This window comes from Methylophaga sp. UBA4204, from assembly GCF_002379485.1.
Taxonomy (GTDB): domain Bacteria; phylum Pseudomonadota; class Gammaproteobacteria; order Nitrosococcales; family Methylophagaceae; genus Methylophaga.
On the sequence record NZ_DFTU01000108.1, the window covers coordinates 1296 to 24883 of the forward strand.

21 protein-coding genes and 1 pseudogene are annotated in these 23588 nt (G+C 47.0%); 12 read left to right on the plus strand and 10 right to left on the minus strand.

All coding sequences use genetic code 11. The features are described from left to right. The 8 genes and pseudogenes from B3182_RS15615 to ppnN form a co-directional block, all read left to right on the plus strand. Positions 1-496: pseudogene (locus tag B3182_RS15615) on the plus strand (lipid kinase); the annotation flags it as partial. A 24-nt stretch (positions 497-520) separates the two neighbouring features. Next, the gene (locus tag B3182_RS15620) at positions 521-1348 is read left to right on the plus strand and encodes an ABC transporter permease (RefSeq protein WP_292354638.1); all 828 of its coding nucleotides are present in this window, start codon (positions 521-523) and stop codon (positions 1346-1348) included. Continuing rightward, the gene (locus tag B3182_RS15625; protein WP_292354636.1) at positions 1345-2130 is read left to right on the plus strand and encodes an ABC transporter ATP-binding protein; all 786 of its coding nucleotides are present in this window, start codon (positions 1345-1347) and stop codon (positions 2128-2130) included. Before B3182_RS15620 ends, B3182_RS15625 begins: the two co-directional genes overlap by 4 nt. After that, positions 2123-2863, plus strand: a complete 741-nt coding sequence (locus B3182_RS15630) for an urea amidolyase associated protein UAAP1 (RefSeq protein ID WP_292753456.1) — start codon at positions 2123-2125, stop codon at positions 2861-2863. The genes B3182_RS15625 and B3182_RS15630 overlap by 8 nt, the downstream gene beginning before the upstream one ends. 20 nt (positions 2864-2883) lie before the next feature. Further along, positions 2884-3522 (plus strand): urea amidolyase associated protein UAAP2, encoded by a 639-nt coding sequence (locus B3182_RS15635; protein ID WP_292354632.1) that lies wholly within the window; start codon positions 2884-2886, stop codon positions 3520-3522. Positions 3523-3609: 87 nt separating this feature from the next. Further along, positions 3610-7206: an urea carboxylase gene (uca, locus tag B3182_RS15640; protein WP_292354630.1), complete on the plus strand. Its 3597-nt coding sequence runs from the start codon at positions 3610-3612 to the stop codon at positions 7204-7206. After that, positions 7206-8999, plus strand: coding sequence for an allophanate hydrolase (atzF, locus tag B3182_RS15645; protein ID WP_292753459.1), 1794 nt, complete (start codon positions 7206-7208; stop codon positions 8997-8999). Before uca ends, atzF begins: the two co-directional genes overlap by 1 nt. Positions 9000-9159: 160 nt before the next feature. Continuing rightward, entirely contained in the window at positions 9160-10521 is a 1362-nt protein-coding gene (gene ppnN / locus B3182_RS15650; RefSeq protein ID WP_292354627.1) for a nucleotide 5'-monophosphate nucleosidase PpnN, read from the plus strand. Positions 10522-10791: 270 nt separating this feature from the next. Here the strand turns inward: ppnN and B3182_RS15655 are convergent, their stop codons facing one another. The 3 genes from B3182_RS15655 to B3182_RS15665 form a co-directional block, all read right to left on the minus strand. Beyond that, positions 10792-11166 carry a nuclear transport factor 2 family protein gene (locus B3182_RS15655; RefSeq protein WP_292354625.1) on the minus strand — a complete coding sequence of 125 codons (375 nt, stop codon included), beginning with the start codon at positions 11164-11166 and terminating at the stop codon, positions 10792-10794. A 77-nt stretch (positions 11167-11243) separates the two neighbouring features. Further along, positions 11244-11810, minus strand: a complete 567-nt coding sequence (locus B3182_RS15660; protein WP_292400576.1) for a hypothetical protein — start codon at positions 11808-11810, stop codon at positions 11244-11246. Between the two features lie 35 nt (positions 11811-11845). Beyond that, entirely contained in the window at positions 11846-13384 is a 1539-nt protein-coding gene (locus B3182_RS15665; RefSeq protein WP_292411174.1) for an AmpG family muropeptide MFS transporter, read from the minus strand. A gap of 157 nt (positions 13385-13541) precedes the next feature. Here B3182_RS15665 and dinB point away from each other — a divergent pair, with 157 nt between their 5' ends. Continuing rightward, positions 13542-14639: a DNA polymerase IV gene (gene dinB, locus B3182_RS15670; protein ID WP_292354619.1), complete on the plus strand. Its 1098-nt coding sequence runs from the start codon at positions 13542-13544 to the stop codon at positions 14637-14639. 4 nt (positions 14640-14643) lie between these two features. Then, positions 14644-15084, plus strand: a complete 441-nt coding sequence (locus tag B3182_RS15675) for a hypothetical protein (RefSeq protein ID WP_292354617.1) — start codon at positions 14644-14646, stop codon at positions 15082-15084. 629 nt (positions 15085-15713) lie between these two features. On the opposite strand, the gene B3182_RS15680 is transcribed toward B3182_RS15675, so the two are convergent. Further along, complete coding sequence (locus B3182_RS15680; protein ID WP_292354615.1) at positions 15714-16061, minus strand: cupin domain-containing protein; 348 nt, start codon at positions 16059-16061, stop codon at positions 15714-15716. 181 nt (positions 16062-16242) lie between these two features. Here B3182_RS15680 and recQ point away from each other — a divergent pair, with 181 nt between their 5' ends. After that, positions 16243-18369, plus strand: a complete 2127-nt coding sequence (recQ, locus tag B3182_RS15685; protein ID WP_292753462.1) for a DNA helicase RecQ — start codon at positions 16243-16245, stop codon at positions 18367-18369. A gap of 768 nt (positions 18370-19137) precedes the next feature. On the opposite strand, the gene B3182_RS15690 is transcribed toward recQ, so the two are convergent. Both B3182_RS15690 and B3182_RS15695 read right to left on the minus strand, forming a co-directional pair. Next, a complete protein-coding gene (locus B3182_RS15690; RefSeq protein WP_292354611.1) occupies positions 19138-19305 on the minus strand; it encodes a DUF6435 family protein in 168 nt (55 codons plus the stop codon). 55 nt (positions 19306-19360) lie between these two features. Next, positions 19361-20140, minus strand: a complete 780-nt coding sequence (locus B3182_RS15695) for an exodeoxyribonuclease III (protein WP_292354609.1) — start codon at positions 20138-20140, stop codon at positions 19361-19363. Positions 20141-20248: 108 nt separating this feature from the next. Between B3182_RS15695 and rpsT the strand changes: the two genes are divergently transcribed. Then, positions 20249-20509 (plus strand): 30S ribosomal protein S20, encoded by a 261-nt coding sequence (gene rpsT, locus B3182_RS15700; protein WP_292354608.1) that lies wholly within the window; start codon positions 20249-20251, stop codon positions 20507-20509. Positions 20510-20572: 63 nt separating this feature from the next. Here the strand turns inward: rpsT and proB are convergent, their stop codons facing one another. From proB to rplU, 4 genes are all read right to left on the minus strand, one after another. Continuing rightward, positions 20573-21703 (minus strand): glutamate 5-kinase, encoded by a 1131-nt coding sequence (proB, locus tag B3182_RS15705; RefSeq protein ID WP_292354606.1) that lies wholly within the window; start codon positions 21701-21703, stop codon positions 20573-20575. 2 nt (positions 21704-21705) lie between these two features. Next, positions 21706-22755 carry an Obg family GTPase CgtA gene (gene cgtA / locus B3182_RS15710; protein ID WP_292354604.1) on the minus strand — a complete coding sequence of 350 codons (1050 nt, stop codon included), beginning with the start codon at positions 22753-22755 and terminating at the stop codon, positions 21706-21708. Between the two features lie 96 nt (positions 22756-22851). Beyond that, positions 22852-23109 (minus strand): 50S ribosomal protein L27, encoded by a 258-nt coding sequence (gene rpmA, locus B3182_RS15715; protein ID WP_292354602.1) that lies wholly within the window; start codon positions 23107-23109, stop codon positions 22852-22854. A gap of 28 nt (positions 23110-23137) precedes the next feature. Then, positions 23138-23449 carry a 50S ribosomal protein L21 gene (gene rplU, locus B3182_RS15720; RefSeq protein ID WP_069295453.1) on the minus strand — a complete coding sequence of 104 codons (312 nt, stop codon included), beginning with the start codon at positions 23447-23449 and terminating at the stop codon, positions 23138-23140. Positions 23450-23588 lie beyond the last annotated feature (139 nt).

Here is a 23588-nt window from a genome sequence, read left to right on the forward strand (position 1 = left end):
GCTATTACTGTCAGAAATCACTGCTATTCCAGATACGACCAAGGTATTTGATTCCTCCGATATCCCGGGCGAAATCATCGACCTGTTAGTGGTTAACAGTGAAACGTTAGAGGCTAATCCGGCTTTTGGTAAAGCGTTAACCGGTGCCTGGTATGAAATCATGGCCAAAATGCAAGCAGGTGATGAAGAAGCCTTAACGATGATGGCTGAAGCATCAGGAACCGATCTGGCAGGCTATCAAGCACAGCTGGATGCAACCAACATGTTCTACACAGCCGCTGAAGCGGTCAGTTTTGCTAACAGCGATCAGCTGCAAGCAACGATGAAACACATAACTGACTTCTCGTTTGATCATGGTCTGTTAGGTGATGGCGCGATGGATGCCGATTTTATCGGTATTGCCTATCCTGATGGTGATGTGGCAGGTAATAAAAACAACGTTAAACTCAGATTTGATTCCAGTTTCATGAAAATGGCTGCGGATAACGCCCTTTAAGTTAAGAAACACAGGGAGTTTCTCGTGAAGAGACTGATCAATCAGCGTCCAGGTACTCTAGGAAAATGCTTGCTGGGTCTATTGCCATTCGTTGTTATTGGGATTGTTTATTTTTACTTTTCCAGTGAACGTCTGGCAATTAATCCGAATGATAAGTTGATGCCATCAATGCAGTCTTTTATCGATGCGGTGTCTTATCTGGCATTTGAGCCCAACAAGCGTACCGGTGATTATGTACTGTGGGCGGATACTGCTGCCAGCCTGCAAAGACTAGGACTCGGTGTCGGCATCAGTGCTTTGACCGGTCTGATTATCGGCATTCTGGTCGGCATTATTCCATTGGTCAGAGCTGGGATAGCACCGGTGATAACCATCATTTCACTGGTGCCACCTTTAGCCATTTTGCCAATATTATTCATTATATTCGGGTTGGGTGAACTCTCCAAAGTGATGCTGATTGTGCTCGGCATCACGCCCTTTCTGATTCGAGACGTACAACTCAGGGTGATGGCATTACCGCATGAAATCATCATTAAAGCCCAGACATTGGGTGCCAACAGCTGGCAACTGATTCTTCGAGTGGTATTACCTCAAGTGTTACCCAAGCTGATTGATGCCGTTCGCTTGAGTCTGGGATCAGCCTGGTTATTTCTGATTGCGGCAGAAGCCATTTCTGCCACCGAAGGACTGGGCTACCGCATTTTTCTGGTTCGACGCTATATGTCGATGGACATCATTTTGCCTTATGTGGTGTGGATCACCCTGTTGGCCTTTTTGATGGATTACCTGCTAAGACGCCTGTCAAAAAGCGTCTTCCCCTGGCATGCGACCGACCAGGGGGAAAACAAATGAACGATATCAAGATCAAAAATCTGTGGAAGGAATACGGCGACAATATTGTGCTGGAAAATATCAATCTTGATGTCAAAGCTGGCGAATTTGTGACGCTGGTGGGTGCATCAGGTTGTGGCAAAACCACTTTTCTGAAAATGCTGTTGGGCACTGAGCAACCCACGCGAGGTGAATTGCTGTTAAACGGTAAACCAATAGCTAATGAACCGGGTGCTGATCGCGGCATCGTGTTTCAGAAATACTCGGTATTTTCCCACCTTAACGTCGTCGAAAACGTGATGCTGGGTGAGGAACTGAAGGAATCCCCCCTACTGGGACGCTGCTTTGGCAAAAAACGTCAGGCTATTCGTGAACGGGCGATCGCTTTGTTGGAAAAGGTCGGTCTCGACCACGCTTTAACCAAATATCCCAGCGAATTGTCAGGTGGTATGCAACAACGGCTGGCAATCGCCCAGGCTTTAATTAAACAGCCACAAATTCTGTTACTGGATGAACCCTTCGGTGCACTGGATCCGGGTATTCGATCCGATATGCATGAGTTGATTCTGGAGATATGGCGCGAGACCAATATCACGATATTTATGATCACTCATGATCTCTCCGAAGGTTTCTCCCTGGGGACCCAACTGCTGGTCTTTGATAAACAGCGACATGATCCGGATCAGCCTAACCGCTATGGGGCGTCGATCACTTATGACATACCGGTAGGACGTTCCAAAAAACAAATCAATAATGATTTTCAAGATACGTTGATGACACAACAGGCTATAAACAATGACTGAAATTACCCAAGACAAAGACGTTTTATATCAAGACACGCTTCCAGGTGGAGCTCACTGGTCAATGCTGATGCGAAAAGGCACCACCCTGCGGCTGATTGACCAGGAAGGCGGCGCCAATGTCGGCATGTTGATTTACAACCCTGAGAATACGCTGGAACGCTACAACACTCCCGACACCTTGAAATGTCAGCATACCTTCAAACTCACCAAAGGCCATTGCCTTTATTCTGATATGGGCCGCATCTTTTGCTCAATTACAGAAGATACGCTTGGCTGGCACGATACCGTGGGTGGCAATCTGACCAATGCTGCGTTGGAGGAAAAATGGGGCATCAAAAATTACCAGCAGTTTCGAAATGATTGGACCATCAGTGGTGAACAGGCCTTTTTAGTCGAATTGGCCAAATATGGTCTGAATAAACGCGATATGGCAGCCAATCTTAATTTGTTTAGCAGTATCAAAACAGATGATCTGGGCAATATGAGCTATGTCGAAAACCACAGTAAAGCCGGTGATTATGTGGATCTGCGCTTTGAAATGGATACCCTGGTGCTGTTCCACACCTGCCCACATCCGATGAACACGGCAGCGACCTATCCGAAAAAACCGGTTATCTATCAAATTCGAAATGCTGCCGCCCTCACTGAAGACGATCTGTGCCTGAATGCCTGTGCCGAAAACCAGCGTGGTTTTGAAAACAATCGTCTCTATCACCTGTGTGGTCATCATTAACGAAAAAGGACAAACAGATCGTGATTAAAGAAAGTCATTTGAATATTAATCAGGCAGCCCGTTACGAAGAAGTACTGGCCGGTGATTATTGGATGCAACCGCTGCTGAAAAACCAGACGTTGCGCATTGTCGATTTACATGGAAATCAGGCAGCAGATACATTGTTCTATAGTGTTGCTGATCCTGCTGAACGCTACAGCGCGATAGATACCATTCGCGAACAAAAAAATGTTTACCTGACTGCCGGCACCACCTTACTGACCAATATGGGAAATCCCATGTTAACCATTACCGCCGACACCTGCGGTCGTCACGATACCCTGGGCGGAGCCTGTGCTACGGAATCCAACACCGTGCGATACGCACTGGAAAAGAAAACCATGCATGCCTGTCGGGACAGCTGGATGTTGGCTGTTGCTGAAAACGAACAGTTCGGCATCAGCAAACGCGATATCACTCATAACATCAATTTTTTTATGAATGTACCGGTCACTAAACAAGGTGGGTTGACCTTTGCAGACGGTATTTCTGAAGCCGGTAAATACGTTGAAATGCAGGCTGAAATGGATGTCATCGTGTTGATTTCTAATTGTCCTCAGCTCAATAACCCTTGTAACGCCTACAACCCGACACCGATAGGCCTTTATATCTGGGATTGATGATTCACACAGTAATAACGTGTTTTAAGACGACTTGAAATGCGCCGGAATGAAGTGGGACGACCCACACCTTGAGATGATAAAACCATGTTCAAGAAGATTTTAATTGCCAACCGCGGGGCTATTGCCACCCGAATTATTCGCACCCTCCAGCAAATGGGTATTCAGGCTGTCGCCATCTATGCCGAAGCCGATCGTGACTCATTGCATGTCAGTTATGCCGATGAGGCCTTTTCGCTTGGAGAGGGCCGCGCTGCAGACACTTATCTGAATCAACAACGCATTCTTGAAATTGCCAGAGAAACCGGTGCCGAAGCGATTCATCCCGGTTATGGTTTTTTGAGTGAAAACTCCAACTTTGCACGACAATGTGAAGCCAGTAATCTGGTATTTCTGGGGCCCACACCGGAACAGATGGAAGCCTTTGGTCTGAAACACAGTGCCAGAGCGCTGGCTCAGCAAAACGATGTGCCGTTATTGCCAGGTTCAGAATTACTTGAGGATATTGAACAGGCGCTTGCTATTGCTCAGACCATTGGTTATCCGGTGATGCTGAAATCCACCGCCGGCGGTGGTGGTATCGGCATGAGTCGTTGTGATACCGAAGATGAACTGAAGAATGCTTTCAATTCCGTCAAACGGCTGGGCGCCAATAATTTTTCCAATGATGGCGTGTTTATCGAAAAATTTATCACCCAGGCCCGGCATATTGAAGTACAAATCATTGGCGATGGTCAGGGTCATGTGCTGGCACTGGGCGATCGGGACTGCTCCAGTCAGCGACGTAATCAGAAAGTTATCGAAGAAGCGCCTGCGCCGAATATTCCAGACAACGTTCGTCAGTCTATGCATGAGGTTTCCGTCCGGCTGATGGCCGCTGTCCATTACCACAGTGCCGGTACCGTGGAATTTGTCTACGATGCCCAGTCACATGATTTTTATTTTCTGGAGGTCAATACCAGGCTGCAGGTTGAGCATGGTGTAACCGAAGCCATTTATCAGGTGGATCTGGTTCGCTGGATGATTGAAGTCGGTGCTCAGGAAAGTACACTGCCTGCTGAAGCGCCTAAACCTCATGGCCATGCCATACAAGTACGCTTGTATGCCGAAGATCCATTCAAAAAATTCCAGCCATCAGCCGGTCTGTTAACTGAAGTAGAATTTCCTGAACTGTCAGATTTACGTATTGATCACTGGATTAAACCCGGCATTGAAATCTCGCCGTTTTTTGATCCGATGCTGGCCAAAGTAATCAGCTATGCACCAACACGCGAATCAGCGCATGCAAAACTTCTCACAGCACTGAAAAAAATCAGCATCTACGGTATTGAAACCAATACCGACTATCTCAGCCATATTTTGAATGATGCGGCCTTTTTATCCGCCAGCATTACCACCCGTCATCTGGACAGCTTTGTCTATTACCCCAATACTTTCAGCGTGTTATCGCCGGGCACCATGACCACAGTACAGGATTATCCCGGCCGGCAAGGTTATTGGGATATTGGCATTCCGCCTTCCGGCCCTTATGACAACTGGTCTTTCCGGTTGGGTAATCGTCTGCTTGGCAATACCGAAGACTGTGCCGGATTAGAAATCACGCTGAGCGGCCCCGAACTGGTGTTTAACTGCAGCAGCCAAATTATCATTACCGGCGCCACCATTGAGGCCAAACTCAATGGCGAGCCGATTGATTGCTGGCAAATTTATTCAGTGTCTAGCGGCGACAAGCTAACATTGGGTCAAATCAAAGCCGCCGGTACAAGAACTTATCTGCTGGTCGCCGGTGGTATTCAATGCCCGAATTATCTTGGTTCACGATCCACCTTTACCCTGGGTCAATTTGGCGGCCATGTTGGTCGCACGTTAAAAACCGGCGATGTTCTTCATTTATCAGACGAAACAGCGGCAGTTGATTTAACAACAACACCTGCCGAATTAATTCCGCAAATCACTACTCATTGGGAGATTAAGGTCATTTACGGCCCGCATGGCGCGCCGGATTTCTTTACCGAACAAGATATTGAAACGTTTTTTGCTGCTGACTGGAAAATTCACTATAACTCCAGCCGAACAGGCATAAGACTGATTGGGCCACGTCCGGAATGGGCCAGAAATACCGGCGGTGAAGCGGGCTTACACCCGTCCAATATTCACGATAATGCCTACGCAGTCGGCACCATTGATTTCACTGGCGATATGCCAATTATCCTTGGACCCGATGGACCGTCATTAGGGGGCTTTGTCTGTCCCGCCACCGTTATCACGGCAGAACTGTGGAAAATAGGCCAATTAAAAGCCGGTGATACGGTGCGTTTTATTCCAGTGTCGATAGAAACTGCCAGAGCCATGGAGCGGGCTCAGCAGGAATCGCTTGCTCAACTGTCACAGCAACCTGTTGAAGTCATCCCCACAGCAATTGGCTCACCCATCTATGACACGCTGGTGTCACCGGAAACGGGTATCGATGTCTGCTACCGGTTGGCGGGTGATCATTATCTTCTGGTCGAATATGGTGAACTGAAACTGGATATCAATCTGCGTTTTAAAGTGCATGCTTTGATGTTGTGGTTACAGCAACAAAATATCAAAGGATTACATGAACTGACACCCGGCATCCGTTCACTGCAGATTCACTACGATGGTATGCAAATTTCTCTGGAAACCCTGGTCGGGATTCTCAAACAGGCAGAACAGGAAATCAGCAATATCGAAGAGATGGATGTGCCTGCACGTATCGTGCATTTACCCATTTCCTGGAACGACGAAGCCTGCCAGCAAGCCATCCAGAAATACATGCAATCAGTGCGGCATAACGCGCCCTGGTGCCCGGATAATATTGAATTTATCCGCCGTATTAATGGGCTGAGCTCGGTCGATGAAGTGAAGCGTATTGTGTTTGAGGCCAGTTATCTGGTGATGGGCCTGGGTGACGTCTATCTGGGCGCTCCGGTGGCAACACCAATGGATCCAAGACACCGTCTGGTCACCACTAAATATAACCCTGCCCGTACCTGGACTGCCGAAAACTCCGTTGGTATCGGTGGTTCCTATCTGTGCGTTTATGGCATGGAAGGACCGGGTGGCTATCAGTTTATCGGCCGGACCCTGCAAATGTGGAATCGTTATCTGAAAACTACTGAATTCACCAAACCCTGGTTGTTACGGTTTTTTGATCAAATCAAGTTTTATGAAGTCACTCACGATGAGCTGGTGCAGATCCGTCGTGATTTTCCGCAAGGCAATTATCCACTGAAGATAGAAGAAACCACCTTCAATCTCAAACGCTACAACCAGTTTATTACTGAACATAAAGAGTCGATTGACAGCTTTACCCGCCAGCGTGAACACGCCTTTGAAGAAGAACTGGAACACTGGAAACGCGAGGGTCTTTTACATTTTGATAGTGGCAATGAACCGCAGATCATTGAGGAGGAAAGTGCGCCGCTACCGGAAAATGCTATTTCCGTTGATAGTCCACTCAACTGCAGTGTGTGGAAAGTGGAAGTGGAAATCGGTTCATCCGTACAAGAAGGCGATGTATTGATGATCCTGGAAGCGATGAAAATGGAGATCCAGATAACCGCGACTCAAGCCGGTACCGTCACAGAAATTAAACGACAGGCCGGCGCGCAAGTTGGCATGGGTGATCGTCTGGTCGTTATTTCCGGGGAGGTAGAATAATGGATATGACCATTGATGCCATCCATCAGGCTTATCGTGATGGCAAGCTCTCTCCGCATAAACTGATTGATGAGGTACTGAAACGCGCCGCCACCTATACGGATCGAAATATCTGGATAACCCTGTTATCCCGCGAAGCCATCCAACCTTATCTGGACAATTTAATCGGCCAATCACCTGATAAATTGCCCTTGTACGGAATTCCATTTGCGATAAAGGACAATATTGAATTGGCTGGTGTGGATGTCACAGCTGGTTGTGAAGCCTATCGCTATACAGCAGAGCAATCCGCTCATGTAGTGGAGTTACTGATTAATGCCGGGGCGATTCCGATTGGTAAAACCAATATGGATCAGTTTGCTACCGGGCTGGTCGGTGTGCGTTCACCGGATAAATGGGGCGCCTGCCAGAACAGTTTTGATCCAGAGTATATTTCCGGCGGTTCAAGTTCAGGTTCTGCGGTAGCGGTTGCATTAGGACTGGTGAGTTTTTCTTTAGGCACCGATACTGCTGGCTCTGGTCGGGTACCAGCTGCATTTAACAATCTCATTGGCTTAAAACCTTCGCGTGGTTTGCTCAGTAATCACGGTGTCGTTCCAGCCTGTAAAAGTCTGGATTGTGTGTCTATCTTCAGCCTGACCACCGACGATGCAAACCGGGTATTTGAAGTGGCTGCAGCATTTGATGCGAAAGATGATTACTCCCGGCAAAATAAAGATACTAACCGACGAAATTATGGCCAAATTAAAGATGAATCCTTTAACTTCGCCATTCCGCAAGCTGGACAATTAGCGTTTTTTGGCGACCAGGAAAATGAACAAGGCTTTTATAACTCGGTTGAAACGCTGAAAAAACTTGGCGGCATCTGTCATGAAATTGATTTTGAGCCGTTTTTGACGGCAGCCAGATTGTTATACGAAGGCCCGTGGGTGGCTGAACGACGTCTTGCCACTGCCAATGTTAACCGTGAAGACATGCTGCCGGTTTTACAACACATTCTCGATAGCAATAACACCGCTTCAGCCGAGGATTTGTTTAGTGCCGAGTACCAACTACAGCACTGCAAACAGCAGGTCACCCCGGTACTGGAAAACGTTGATTTTATTCTGACACCAACCACTGGCATGATTTACAAAATCAAAGAGGTTCAGGCCGAACCAATTAAACTTAATAGCCAGCTGGGTTATTACACCAACTTTATGAATCTGCTCGATTGCAGCGCAGTTGCCGTTCCAGCAGGTTTCAACTCAAACGGGTTACCGTTTGGCGTGACACTGTTTTCCAGAGCTTTCAGTGATACCCGCTTATTGTCTTATGCCAATCGATTGCAACAAACATTGAACTTACCGCTCGGAGCAACCTCGTTGCCGCTGGCTGAATCTCCAGCGTTAAACGCCGGGGTTATGGATCGATTAAAGGTCGTTGTCTGTGGAGCACATCTGGAGGGACAACCACTCAATTGGCAATTGCGGGAGCGTGGCGGCAAGTTAATACGCGCCACACAAACCACTACAGATTACCGACTTTATGCACTCCCCGGCGGACCACCAGCCCGACCAGGACTGGTCAGAGATGAACAACAAGGGGAAGCGATTGAAGTCGAGTTATGGGAATTACCCACTGCCAGCTTTGGCTCTTTTGTCGCTGGGATCCCTGCCCCATTAGGTATTGGCAAGGTGCAACTGGCCGATCAGCAATGGTATGCGGGCTTTATCTGTGAGCCTTATGCCATCCCCAATGCCACCGATATCAGTCATCTTAAAGGCTGGCGGGCCTACGTTCAGCAGCAATAAGTCACTTCATGTTTAAAACAAACCGGGTCGGAAAACATCCGGCTCGTTTTGTCTGCAGCAAAAATACTGACCGCTATTTTGACAGGCATCGACTATTCCATTGATTCCCAATCACAACAGTGGGAGTATGTTAGCTCGCCTTTTTTATCTATAGAAGTCTATGAACAAAATCCAATACACCACGATTCGCCCATTAAGAACCTTAAATCTGCTCTCTCAGGAAGAAATCCAACGCATCAGCAATACCAGTGAAGATTTGCACCGTCTGTTTCGTGATTGCGCTTTGGCGATTTTAAATACCGACAGTCATCAGGATGATGCAGAACAGATCTTTCATACCTATGCAGATTTCGATATCAAACTGGTGCCGCAATCACGTGGTGTGGTGTTGGAAATCAAAAATGCCCCGGCACAGTCTTTTGTCGACGATAAAATCATTCGCGGTATTCAGGAGCATTTGTCATCGGCGCTGCGCGATATTATCTATACCGATTTCAAAATTCTTGCCCGGCAAACTTCACCGACATCAGAACAGATCACCGATAGCGTGTTTATGATTCTGCGTAACGCCGATGCCATCAAGCCAAATATGACACCAAATCTGGTGGTGTGCTGGGGTGGTCATTCGATTCCCCGTGAAGAATATGATTACGCTAAACATGTGGGCTATGAACTGGGCTTGAGAAATCTCGATATCATTACTGGCTGTGGTATTGGTGCAATGAAAGGCCCGATGAAAGGTGCGGCGGTGGGTCATGCCAAGCAACAATTCAAAAACGGTCGTTATCTCGGTATCAGCGAGCCGGGGATTATTGCCTCAGAATCACCCAATGCCATCGTTAATGAACTAGTCATCATGCCGGATATTGAAAAGCGGCTGGAAGCATTTGTACGTCTCGGTCACAGTTTTATTGTGTTCCCAGGTGGCGTAGGTACGGTCGAGGAAATTTTCTACCTGCTAAGCATTTTGCTGCACCCGGAAAACAAACAAGGTATTCCGCTGGTGTTTGCCGGCCCCGAATCCTGCCGTGATTATTTCGAGACACTGGATAAATTCCTACGCCGTTGTCTGGGTGATAAGGTGGCTGAACTATATCAAATTGTCATTGGCGAGCCCGCCACAGTGGGCCAAATCATTCGTGATTCCGTGGATCAGGTACATCTTGCCCGTCGTGACTCGCAGGATGCCTATTATTTCAATTGGCAACTGCATATCGATCCGATGCTGCAACAGCCGTTTATTCCTACCCATGAGAATATGGCTTCATTACGTTTGTATCCCGATATGCCAGGTCATGAACTGGCCAGCAATTTACGTTCGGCATTTTCCGGGATTGTTGCCGGTAATGTAAAAGCCTTTGGTATTCGCGAAGTAGCCAAACATGGCCCTTACATCATCAACGGCGATCCCGATTTAATGCGAGCCATCGATGACTTGTTACGTATCTTCGTCCGTGAAAAACGTATGAAACTGGGACAGGACGAAAATGCTTACAAACCGTGTTACAAGCTGCTGGATTAATCCAGCAGTTTAGGGTCTGTTTATCTTTCATCGTCACCACTGCTGGTGTCTATTTTCCATCTTGCAAGGTGTAATTGATAGGGTGTAGGCATTCTCAACCTATGGGATGGACAAATAGGCCCAGCCCTATGGGTTGTGACAGAAAACGCACCACTCTGCGTTGCTCGTCATTTATTTAGAACGGCTAAACTGCACTCCTCGCGCCTTGATTGGTACGTTTTCAGTCCCAACAGAGGCGGCGATGAAAAATAAACAGACCCTCGATAAGCTTTAATCATGCAGATGAAAGACTTTATTCATTACCTGCCATTTGCCATCAATTTTCAATAAATTAAAAAAATCGGTAAAGCGATGACCGGTCCAATTATCTGATTCGAGTCTAACACTGGCTGCTGTGCCAACCACATCGATATGGGTAATTTTGGACTGCATCTCTTTGGCTGGTCCATTTTCATCATTCCAGTCATACAAGCCCTGAATGGGGCCGGCAAATAAATCCGGACCAACATAACCATAAATGGTGGCATCCTGATGAAACGCCGGTTTCATAAGTTCACCACGGCCTGCCACAGCACCATCAATATAATGCTGAATCAGTTTGCTAATGGCCTCGTAATCATCGATTGAAATAGCGCTATTCGACATAATTAACTCCTTGTTGTTAATTCAAGCAGTCAACATAGCATAAACATTTCGGGGAAATTTCCCGCTAAAACCAGCTGTTAGGAAATGATTTTCAGTTGTTTCACGTAAATTAATTCACAGGCATTGGCACCAGTATCATCCCGAGTTAACGAACTGCGCCAGCGCCAGCCATCATCGGCATTCACATTTACCAGATAGCCCTGCAGAGTAATTAATTGTCCCGGACGGATCTGCTTAAGCGTTCTGGCGACTTCATCATTCGCCGCAATCAAATGCATATTGGCGCTTTGGGTTTCAATGTTCCGACGAGGAATCGGAAATGAATCGACCTGCCAGAAATACCAGCGACCGGACTGGCGAATGTTGATCTGTTTAACAACTTCAGGATCCGCCATTTCTCCCCAGCCCAATACCAAATCGGTGGGTGATAAATCAGTTTCACGTCCTAACCAATAATCTTCCCGTGCCAGAACTCTGGCTTCCAGGGTAAATTCAGCCATCGGCTGTATTGCATAGTCATCAAAAGGTATAGGCGGAAGATCTGCTACTTCGGCTTGTAAAGGTGCTTTATCTATGACTTTATCAGGCGCGGCGTAATGGATGGCGTCGGGTGAACAGTAACGCCAGCCAACAAAGATCACCATGATAATGAATAGCCAGCGCCACATAAGCTAATCAGCTAACCATCAATTCGAAAACGGCGGGCAGCCAGGAAGACCAGCAGCAATACTGGTACCCCCATTAAAGCAGTCATCAAAAAGAACTGCTCATAACCAATGCTTTCGACCATCGTCCCGGAATACCCTCCAAGGATTTTCGGCAATAAGGTCATTAATGAACTGAAAATGGCATATTGCACCGCGGTAAACGAGATATTGGTCAGGCTGGATAAAAATGCAATAAAGGCGGCACTCGCCATACCGCCGGACAGATTATCAGCAGAAATCACGATATACAGCATCCAGATATCATTGCCCATTTGGGCAAGCAGCATAAACAACAGATTGGTCAATGCCGATAAAACCGCCCCTAAAAACAGGATGCGCATCACCCCAAAACGTAACGCTAGAATACCGCCAAGAAAACCACCAACAATGGTCATAAACAAACCAAAGGTTTTCACCACCGTGGCAATCTCTGGCTTGGTGAAGCCCATATCCTGATAAAAAATATTGGCCACAACACCCAGCACAATATCGGATATTCGATATAACCCAATCAACGAAAGCAACAACAACGCCATAGATAGGCCGTAGCGTTTGAAGAAATCCTGCACGGGTTCAACATAGCTTCGATGCACAATGCTTTTCTGCGCCCAGCCCATCAAGATCAACACTCTGGCAATAATCACGGCCACCATGGTGGCCAGTACTAAGCGCACTAACTCAACACCAACCGCCGACATAGGGCCATTATTAAAAACGTTAAGTAACTGCAAACGTGCCTGACCAGCCCAGTCGCTGGTAAGATAGAAAGAGGCAATAAATCCGCTTATCGACAACGCAAACGTCAGCATCAACCCCAGATAATCCCGCTTGCGATCCTCATGAACCTTTTTATTTACCTCAGGTTCAGGGCTTAACAAGGTGGTGACCACACCAATCAGCATCAGTGCCGCCATAATTAAATAGCTTTGTCGCCAGGCCAGATAATCGTACTCACCCATTTCAGAGCCAAAATAACTGGCCAGCATCAACGCACCAGCCCCAGCCATCAGCATGCCGATTCGATATCCGGCGATATAACTGGCAGACATTAATGCCTGCAAACGGGTATCGGCAGACTCGATACGATAGGCATCAATCACCACATCCTGCGTCGCGGCTGAAAAGCCCAGTAACACAGCCGCAACAGCCATTAAGGTTAAGGAATGTGTTGCCGGATCGACCATCGCCATCATTATGATCGAAGCGATAATCATCAACTGTGACAAAAATAACCAGCTACGCCGTCGACCTAACAGGCGATGCAAAATCGGTAATGGCAGAATATCCAGCAGCGGCGCCCAGACAAATTTAAATGAATAACCCAGCGCCGCCCAACTGAAATAAGTGACTGCACTGCGATCGACGCCCGCTTCACGTAACCATAGGCTGAGAGATGAAAAAATCAGTAATAACGGCAACCCCGCCGCAATGCCGAGAAACAGCATGGTGACAACTTGGGGGGTAAAAAAAGCCCGCAGACTTTCTTGCCAGGAACGGATACTTGCAATCAAACGTAAGCTCACTGATGAGGTTTAATTCGCTAAAGTAACATTGACGCTTCCGGCAATCCACTCTGAAATGACTGTCGGATCAAGATAGCAATATCTATTGGCACATCCGCAGATGGATTATGAGAAAATATCGAGAACTTACCAACACTAATTCTTAATGGCTAAACAACGAAAAATCATTCACGTGGATATGGACGCGTTTTATGCCTCGGTTGAACAACGTGACTTTCCCGAGCTGAAAGGCAAACCGCTAATCGTGGGCGGTCAACCCGACAGCCGTGGCGTAGTCGCAGCGTGTAGTTATGAAGCGCGCAAATTTGGTATTCATTCAGCGATGGCTTCATCAAGAGCTTATCGTTTATGCCCCGAAGCCATTTTTGTCCGCCCCCGTTTTGATGCCTATAAAGAAGTATCCAACCAAATCCGTGAAATATTCTGGCGTTATGCTTCAGAAGTTGAACCACTTTCGTTAGATGAAGCCTATCTGGATGTCACATACACAGAATCGTTTAACGGATCTGCTACCTTGATTGCCAAAGCCATCAAAGCTGAAATCCTCGCCGAGACTGGGCTCACCGCTTCGGCTGGCGTCTCCTACAATAAATTTCTCGCCAAAATTGCCTCCGATATGGATAAACCCGATGGCCTTTATCTGATCCGCCCCGAGCAAGGTCAGGAATTTGTAAACAAACTCCCCGTCGGCAAATTTCACGGTATCGGCCCTGCCACCGAAGCCAAAATGAAAAACCTCGGCATCCATACTGGTAATGACTTACGGCAGAAGTCCTTAGCCGAACTCACCGAACGCTTCGGTAAATCCGGTCAGTATTACTACAACATCGCCCGGGCGATTGATGAACGCCCGGTACGTAGCTCACGAATCCGTAAATCGCTTGGTAAGGAAACAACCTTTGCCGAAGATATTCTGTCCGTTCCTGAGTTGACGAACATCCTGCTCGGCCTCGCCGAACAAGTGCTTGAAAGCCTCAACAAACACGATATGCAAGGCAGAACCGTTACCGTTAAAGTGAAATATGCTGACTTTCAGCAAGTCACACGGGCTCAAACACTGGATCGGAGTATTGGCTTAGCCGAGTTGCAGGAATGGATTCCGAAGTTGTTGGCTCGGACTGAGGCAGGGAATAAACCGGTTAGGTTGGTGGGGTTGAGTTTGAGTGGGTTTGAATTGCCAGTCGTTGATGAGAAGGGGCAGGCGCAGTTGGATTTGTTACTTAATTCTGAAAATATGAGATGAAAATATGAAAGGTCACAACTATATCGAAGCCTCAATTCACGCAATCTTAAGCTTTCAGATGCTTGAGGAAGTACTAAAAATCTGTATAGGCTTATCTTATGAAATTATTCAACTCTCAGTCCCAAAACCGGTAAAGTTCAGATTTCAGGAAAAAGACATTAACAACCTACCTCTTGGATCCTTAATATCTAAATACAAAGATATATCTTCCAAGCCTGAACAGGCTGATGAGATTAAGAAAATTACTAAATGGCGAAACTTCATTGCTCATAACGCTTTTAGACATGAGTTTCTGTCAAGAACAGGCAAAAGCCCATTCGACAAACACTCACCAGAGGATATAGGTAAAGTTTTGACTGAAACCACACGATTAATTTCCTGTTTGGCTGAGGAAATCAAAGAGCTCCAACAGATTCTAAAATCATTAAAGGGAAATAAGGCATAGTCAGCCCGAAGTTTGGGTTGAGTGTGCAAACCCCAACAAATCAAAATGTTTTTGGCACTAAATTTCGCCCTATGGGGCGAGTTCATTTTCTTTGTTTGCCCAAAGAAAACGAACCAAAAGAAAAGGCACCCCTTATGTTGGCCTGCGGCTTCACTGCGTTGCGTTTTTTGCCAGGGAGACTCACCAAACTCGCTTAGCTCAAACAGGTAAGTCTCTAATCCTGACAAAAAGCCGCTACTCCTCAACACAAAAGGGGGAATCCACGAGCACCACGCTTGTGGCATTTTCCTTGATGCCCTTATGCGAAGCCGAGCATCGCAGAGCTGGTCGGATCAGCATGACGGCTGTTTGAGCGCAGCGAGTTTCCGTCATGCCCGACCAGATCGAGAAGCACAGGGAACCCGCAGGGCGAGCATGGGCTGCCCTTTTCTTTGGTTCGTTTCTTTTGGGCAAGCAAAATAAATGAACGCCCAGCGGCAGCGTGTGATTTTAAATCAAGAAACTATCCGTTGGGTTTCGTTCCTCAACCCAACCTGCATATATCACTAGATTCCCGCCTGCGCGCGAATGACAGCTATCTGTTGAGCTGCATTGAAGTTAGCCCATTCTTAGAGAGATCAAAAAACGTTTTAGGAATTTGATTTAAATTTATTTTTTAAAATCTTAAAACGGCTAAGAGCACATTTAACAAAATTGCCATCTTGGTGTTTAAATTGCTTTTTCAAAGCTTTTTTAACTTCCCAAGTACCTTTATACCCATTAGGGAAAACCACTAAATCACCGGCTTTAAAAGTTGTTGGTGAGCCACCATCATTAGGCGTCATGACACATTCACCTTCAACGATATAAGCGATTTCTGTGGTGACAAATGACCATGGGAAAACCGATACGCCTTTTTCCCATGTTGGCCAGTGAGCCACGCCCAGTTGTTTTAAACGAGCTTCACTGGGGTTGCTGTCCACTGTAATTTCTTTCATTTTAATTCCTAAAGATTGAGATGTATCCCCAAAACCTGACTGTTTTGAGATAAGCGATTTGTGATTTGCCTGCGCTATTTTGCCTGCCTTTGAACGATAAACCGAATTTATCGTCCCGATCCCATGTTAAACCAAGCACAATTTGCCATAATGCCCCTTTCCTTTTATCACTGAATTTCTTATGCAGCATGTCGGGCAACCCGCGCTGGAAGTGTTACAAAACGTTTTTGGTTACAGCGCTTTTCGTCACAATCAGCAAACTATCGTTGACCATGTGATTGCCGGTGGTGATGCCTTGGTATTGATGCCGACCGGTGGTGGTAAATCATTGTGTTATCAGCTTCCAGCACTGATTCGCCCGGGTACTGGTGTTGTGGTTTCACCATTGATTGCCTTAATGCAGGATCAGGTGATGGCATTGCAACAACTGGGCGTGAATGCGGCATTTCTCAATTCCAGTTTATCCGCTGCTGAAGCAAATGCCGTTGAGACTCAGCTTGAAGCCGGCCAGATAGATTTGCTGTATGTGGCTCCAGAGCGTTTATTAAACGAACGCACCCTGTCGATGCTGTCGCGGATTCAGGTTTCACTGTTTGCCATTGATGAAGCGCATTGTGTGTCGCAATGGGGCCATGATTTTCGCCCGGAATATCAGCAACTGCGGATGTTGCATGAACGCTTTCCCGATATTCCACGTATTGCGCTGACTGCTACCGCCGATAAACGCACTCGTATTGAGATCATCGAACAGCTCAATCTGCATGACGCCAATGTCTACCTGAACAGTTTTGATCGAAGCAACATTTTTTATGCCATTGCCGAAGCCAATCAGGCTAAACAACAGCGTTGGCAGTTTATTGAAACTCAACATGCCAACGATGCCGGGATTGTTTATTGCCTGTCGCGTAAAAAGGTCGAGGCAATTGCCGAGTGGCTAACTGACCAGGGTCGCGTCGCTTTGCCCTATCACGCAGGCTTAACCTCACAAATGCGGGCACATCATCAGCAGCGTTTTTTACGCGAAGAAGGCGTGATTATTGTTGCCACCATTGCCTTTGGTATGGGCATTGATAAACCCGATGTACGTTTTGTCGCGCATTTAAATCTGCCAAAAAATATCGAAGCCTATTATCAGGAAACCGGCCGTGCCGGGCGTGATGGTTTACCAGCCAATGCGTGGATGGCGTATGGGCTGCAGGATGTCATCACCCTGCGTCAGTTTATGCAGAATTCTGATGCGCCGGACCTTATCAAACGAGTCGAACATCACAAACTCGATGCCATGTTGGGCTTATGCGAATCCATCAGCTGCCGGCGGCACGCCCTGCTCGCCTATTTTGATGAAACGTCACCGGAAACCTGCGGTCAGTGTGATAACTGTCAGAATCCGCCAGAGCATTTTGATGCTACTGAAGTTGCCCAAAAAGCCTTGTCATGTGTCTATCGGACCGATCAACGCTTTGGGGTGAATTATCTCATTGATGTGTTGGTAGGCAGTGAAGATGAACGCATCAAGACCAACCAGCATGATCAGCTCAGTACGTTTGGTATTGGCTCAGATCTGACCGCTACGCAATGGCGCGGTATCTTCCGCCAGCTTATCGCCACCGGCTATCTTGATATTGATATCAATCGTTATGGTGCATTACGTCTGACTGAAAAATGTCGGTCGATTTTACGCGGTGAACAAAAACTGCTGCTGCGTAAACAGCAAGCCAAACAAACGCTCAGCAAAAAAGAGAAAAAACAATCTACCGTGCGTCCTCAGGATCAGGAGCTATGGGAAGCGTTACGCCAGTTACGAACCGAGATCGCCCAGCAAAATGGCGTGCCGCCTTTTGTGATTTTTCATGATTCAACGCTGCAGGAAATGTGTCAGACCAGACCTAATGATATGCAAGCCATGGCACGTATTTCCGGTGTCGGTGCTCAGAAACTGGAACATTACGGTCAACGGTTTTTAACCGTTATTCAGCAGTTTCCATTATCGGAATTATTAAATAACGGCTTACGTGACACGGTGAATCAGACGTTAATGCTGCATGAACAAGGATTGAGTCCTGATCAAATAGCGAAACAGCGTGAGTTAAAAGTCAGCACGATATACAGTCACCTGTCAGATGGCATTGAAGCGGGTTTGCTGGATGTTAAAAAAGTGCTGGATCTGGCTGATAATGAATTTAATGAAATCATCTCGACCATTGATTCACTTGGTGATGAAGCAGATAGTTTAAAAACCGTTTTTGAAGCGTTGGATGAAGCCTATGATTATGGGGTGATTCGTTGTGTCAGGGCTTCGATTTATTAACGTTTTTAGCTAATTTGGCCTTAATTCGATTTAGCAGTGACTTCGAACCGCTTCACCATTCAGATTTCGCATGAATGCGAGTCAGGGAATTGCGTGCCCAATTCCCTAACAACCCAAGGGCACCCCTTGTGTTGGCCTGCGGCTTCACTGCGTTGCGTTTTTTGCCAGGGAGACTCACCAAACTCGCTTAGCTCAAACAGGTAAGTCTCTAATCCTGACAAAAAGCCGCTACTCCTCAACACAAAAGGGGGAATCCACGAGCACCACGCTTGTGGCATTTTCCTTGATGCCCTTATGCGAAGCCGAGCATCGCAGAGCTGGTCGGATCAGCATGACGGCTGTTTGAGCGCAGCGAGTTTCCGTCATGCCCGACCAGATCGAGAAGCACAGGGAACCCGCAGGGCGAGCATGGGCTGCCCTTTTCTTTGGTTCGTTTCTTTTGGGCAAACAAAAGAAATGAACTCGGGCTTTAGTCCGAAATTGCTAAGTTGAAAGTCACAATACAAGTTATTGAGCGATCGGGGATAACCCATGTAGTTGAATTAACCTGTTACCGATGTATGTGAATCCTAAACTGTCTTTTTGTTTGGTTCGTTTATTTTGATTCGCGACATCCCTGCCGCTCACCCTTCGGGTGCATCCGGCATCCAAATTCATTCCCGATGAATTTGTGGGCAAGCAAAATAAATGAACGCCCAGCGGCAACGACAAGGTTGAAAATCTCAATCCGATTGTTGGGTTTCGTACCACAACCCAACCTACCCTCAATTAGGATTCAAGCCGCTTGATTTCATCTGCCAATACTTGAGACTCCTCGGTAAGCGTAGCAAATTTCCGTATATCACCACTGCGCTGTGCGAGCATGGCTTGCTCCTGTTTTTGAGCAAGCTGCTTTTTTAATTTTTTGACGGGGTCCGACTTGAATAATGAAAACATGGTTTGTTTCTCTGAGATAGATGCTAATCAGAGAGAAACAAACACTGAAAGTTCATTAATCATTAAGTTTGTAATCGTAATCAATGGTCAACGGCGCATGATCAGAGAAACGTTCATCCCGATAAATATCGGTGGCTTTGACTTTACCTTTGAGGCTCGGGCTCATAATATGGTAATCAATGCGCCATCCGGTGTTATTGGCCCAGGCCTGTCCACGATTCGACCACCAGGTGTACTCATGCTCTGCTTGTGGTAACTCACGGAAAGCATCGACAAAATTCATCTCATAAAACAACTTGTCCAGCCAGGCGCGTTCTTCCGGTAAAAAGCCGGAGTTTTTCTGGTTGCCTTTCCAGTTACGGATATCTTCATTTTTATGGGCAATATTCCAGTCGCCGCAAATAATGTAATCACGACCGGATTCTTTCATTTCCTGCATTTTATTTTCGAAAAACTCCATGCAGCGATACTTAACCTGTTGGCGTTCATCACCAGATGTTCCTGATGGCAGATAGAGGGAAATCACGCTGAGCTTGCCAAATCTGGCTTCGATATAGCGACCTTCTATATCGAACTCGGCATTGCCCATACCGGTAATAACTTCATCCGGCTGAAGACGGCTGTAGATTGCTACGCCGCTGTAACCTTTTTTGACCGCGTCGTGGTAATAGCAGTGGTAGCCTTCAGGAGTGAAAATCTTGTCTTCCAGCTGATGTACTTGCGCTTTTGTTTCCTGAATACACACCACATCGGCATCTTGTTTTTTTAACCAGTCAAAAAATCCTTTTCGCGCAGCGGCTCGGATCCCGTTCAAATTCGCTGATATAATTCGCATCATTCACTCGTGCTTGAAAAAAGACAGCATCATACCATTTACAAATGGAAGCAAAATCAGGATAATGCCCGGTTCATATACAAATAGCTGATTCTTAGGAGAAACACTTTGGCAAACTCAGCACAAGCAAAAAAACGCGCCCGTCAGGCGGAAACTCACCGTCAATTGAACGCTAGTCAGCGTTCAGCGATGCGTACTAAAGTAAAAGCACTCAGAAAAGCGATTGCTGTTGGTGATAAAGAACAAGCCGTTGCTGCATTTCAAGCTGCAGTTCCAGTTCTGGATCGCATGGCTCGTAAAGGCCTGATTCATAAAAATACTGCTGCACGTGGCAAAAGCCGTTTAAACAACGCTGTCCGCGCAATGTAATTGACTGTTCTATAGAATCAGCTAAAAAAAACCGGCTCGCGCCGGTTTTTTTATGTCTGTCATTTATCCCGTGACGACCAGATTATCCCGATGAATTAATTCCGGTTCATCAACGTATCCTAATAAGCTTTGAATCGCCTGACTAGGCTGCCCCATAATCCTTACGGCCTCATCAGCGCTGTAATTCACCAGGCCGCGAGCCACTTCCCGCCCCTGCAGATCTGTGCATAAAACCAGTTCACCGCGGGTAAACTGTCCATCTACCTGACGCACACCTACCGGTAAAATACTTCGACCTTGCTGTTTTATTACCGCGACAGCTCCATCATCAAGCATCAGACGACCTTTAGGAACCAAATGTCCGGCAAGCCACTGCTGACGAGCTTTAATCGGTTTAATGTCGGGCCATAGTAATGTGCCCACGCCCTGACCTGCCGCCAGATGACGTAAATTCAGTGGATGTTTGCCAGATAGAATCACCGTAGTCGCGCCGGATCTTGCCGCGCGTCTGGCCGCCGCTAATTTGGTTGCCATACCACCACGGCCTAATTCGCCTTTACTGTCACCGGCCATACCATCCAGATTTGGATTATTGGCCGCAGAAGCTGCCAGCATTCTGGCATTGGGGTTTAATCGTGGATCACTATCAAACAAGCCATCCTGATCGGTCAGGATAACCAAAACATCGGCTTCAACCAGATTAGCGGTCATGGCTGCCAGAGTGTCATTATCTCCAAATCGGATTTCGTCAGTGGCAATGGTATCGTTTTCGTTAACGACCGGCAGAATGCCCATCTCAAGCAAAGTATGCAATGCACTACGCGCATTCAAATGGCGGCCACGATCCGCTAGATCAGAGTGGGTCAGTAGAATTTGTGCGGTGTGAATGCCGTGTTGTTCACATGCCGTGGCATAAGCATGGATAAGCCCCATCTGTCCCACACTGGCTGCAGCTTGTAACTGATGCAAAGCATGTGGACGTTTTCGCCAGCCCAGTCTTTGCATACCCGCGGCAACTGAGCCTGAGGTGACCAGAACGATCTCTTTACCCTGACTTCTCAACTCGGCAATTTCGCCACTCAGCCAGCGAATACGATCCACATCCAGGCCTTCTCCGGGCTTGGTTAATAAAGCACTACCAATTTTAATCACCCAACGTTTGGTTGATAAAAGTTGCTGATGCGGATTTTCCACAGTTATTCCTCGATAGGTTTAGCGGGAGGCTGCTCACTCTGACGTAAATCATCCAAGTATTGCATGATATCTTCACACAACTGCGCGCAACCTTCACCAGTCTGTCCACTGATTTTGTAGACAGGTCCTTGCCAATCAAGACGGGTCAACACTTCCTGTGTGAGTTCGTCACGGATATCATCCGGGACCAAATCCATTTTATTCAGAATCAGCCATTGCGGCTGCTTGCCGAGGGCATCGCTGTAATGGAGTAATTCACGGTTAATAATTTTAACGCTTTCTACCGGATCCTGTTTCACATCAACTGGTGCCATATCAACCAGATGTAATAGCAATCGAGTGCGGGTTAAATGCTTAAGGAACTGAATACCCAAACCGGCACCTTCAGCTGCACCTTCAACCAGGCCGGGAATATCGGCAATAACAAAGCTGCGTACATCTCTGAGTGTCACCACACCTAGATTTGGATGCAACGTCGTAAAAGGATAATCGGCTACTTTGGGTTGGGCGGCAGAAACCTGACTGATAAAGGTGGATTTTCCGGCATTCGGTAAACCCAATAGCCCAACATCGGCTAATAATTTCATTTCAAGGCGTAAGGTACGCTCTTCGCCTGGGGTTCCGTCTGAGGTTTGGCGTGGCGCACGATTGATACTGGATTTGTAGCGGGCATTTCCCAGGCCGTGCCAGCCACCTTTTGCCACCATAAGCTTATCGCCATGTTTGGCTAAGTCACCAATCAGTTCATTGGTGTCTTCATCCCAGGCTTCGGTACCTACGGGTACTTTAATAACCAAATCTTCGCCACGGGCACCGCTGCAAAGTTTGCCGCGGCCATGTTCGCCACGCTGGGCTTTAAAGTTACGTTTATAGCGGAAATCGATAAGAGTGTTTACTTGCGTATCTGCCAGCAGATACACATCGCCACCGTCGCCACCATCACCACCATCCGGACCACCGAAGGGGATATATTTTTCACGACGAAAGCTCAGGCAACCATTACCGCCGGCACCCGCGCTGATTTTTATTTTCGCTTCATCAACAAATTTCATACTGCCGACCAGATAATTTTTTAATAATTGCCACAAACAAAAAACCCCGCATCAGCGGGGCTTTCAGCTGTTTGCCCCAACGGGCTAACAAATTCTTTATTCAGCGATAACGCTTACAAATGTGCGGTTGTTTGCACCTTTGGTTTCGAATAACACTTTACCGTTGGCTGTCGCGAATAAGGTGTGGTCTCTACCGATTCCAACATTACGACCTGCGTGGTAACGGGTACCACGTTGACGAACCAGAATGTTGCCGCCTAATACTGCTTCGCCACCGAAGCGTTTTACACCAAGGCGTTTCGACTCGGAATCGCGACCGTTGCGGGTACTACCGCCAGCTTTCTTATGAGCCATGTTAAATCCTCTTTAAATTTGTCAAATCTTAGGCAGTGATGCCAGTGATTTCGATTTCTGTATAAGATTGGCGATGTCCCATCTGTTTCCGATGGTGCTTACGACGACGGAATTTGATGATTTTGACTTTGTCCGCACGACCAACTGAGGCCACAGTTGCTGTGACTTTTGCGCCGTCTAAGAAGGGTGCGCCAACTTTAATGTCTTCGCCTTCACCGATCAATAAAACTTCACCCAGTTCAATGGTATCACCCACTTCACCTGGCAATTTTTCAACGCGGAGCTTTTCGCCCTCTTTAACTCGGTACTGCTTACCACCAGTCGCGACAATAGCGTACATCGCTTTCTCCAAAAAAATAAATGTTATTGTGGGTAACCCAACAAAAGACCGAGAATTTTAACCGCTTTCTACATTCAGATCAAATGCAAATTGAATTATTTGCGAATCGCTGTTACCCGTGAGAAAGTACGCGTTTAAT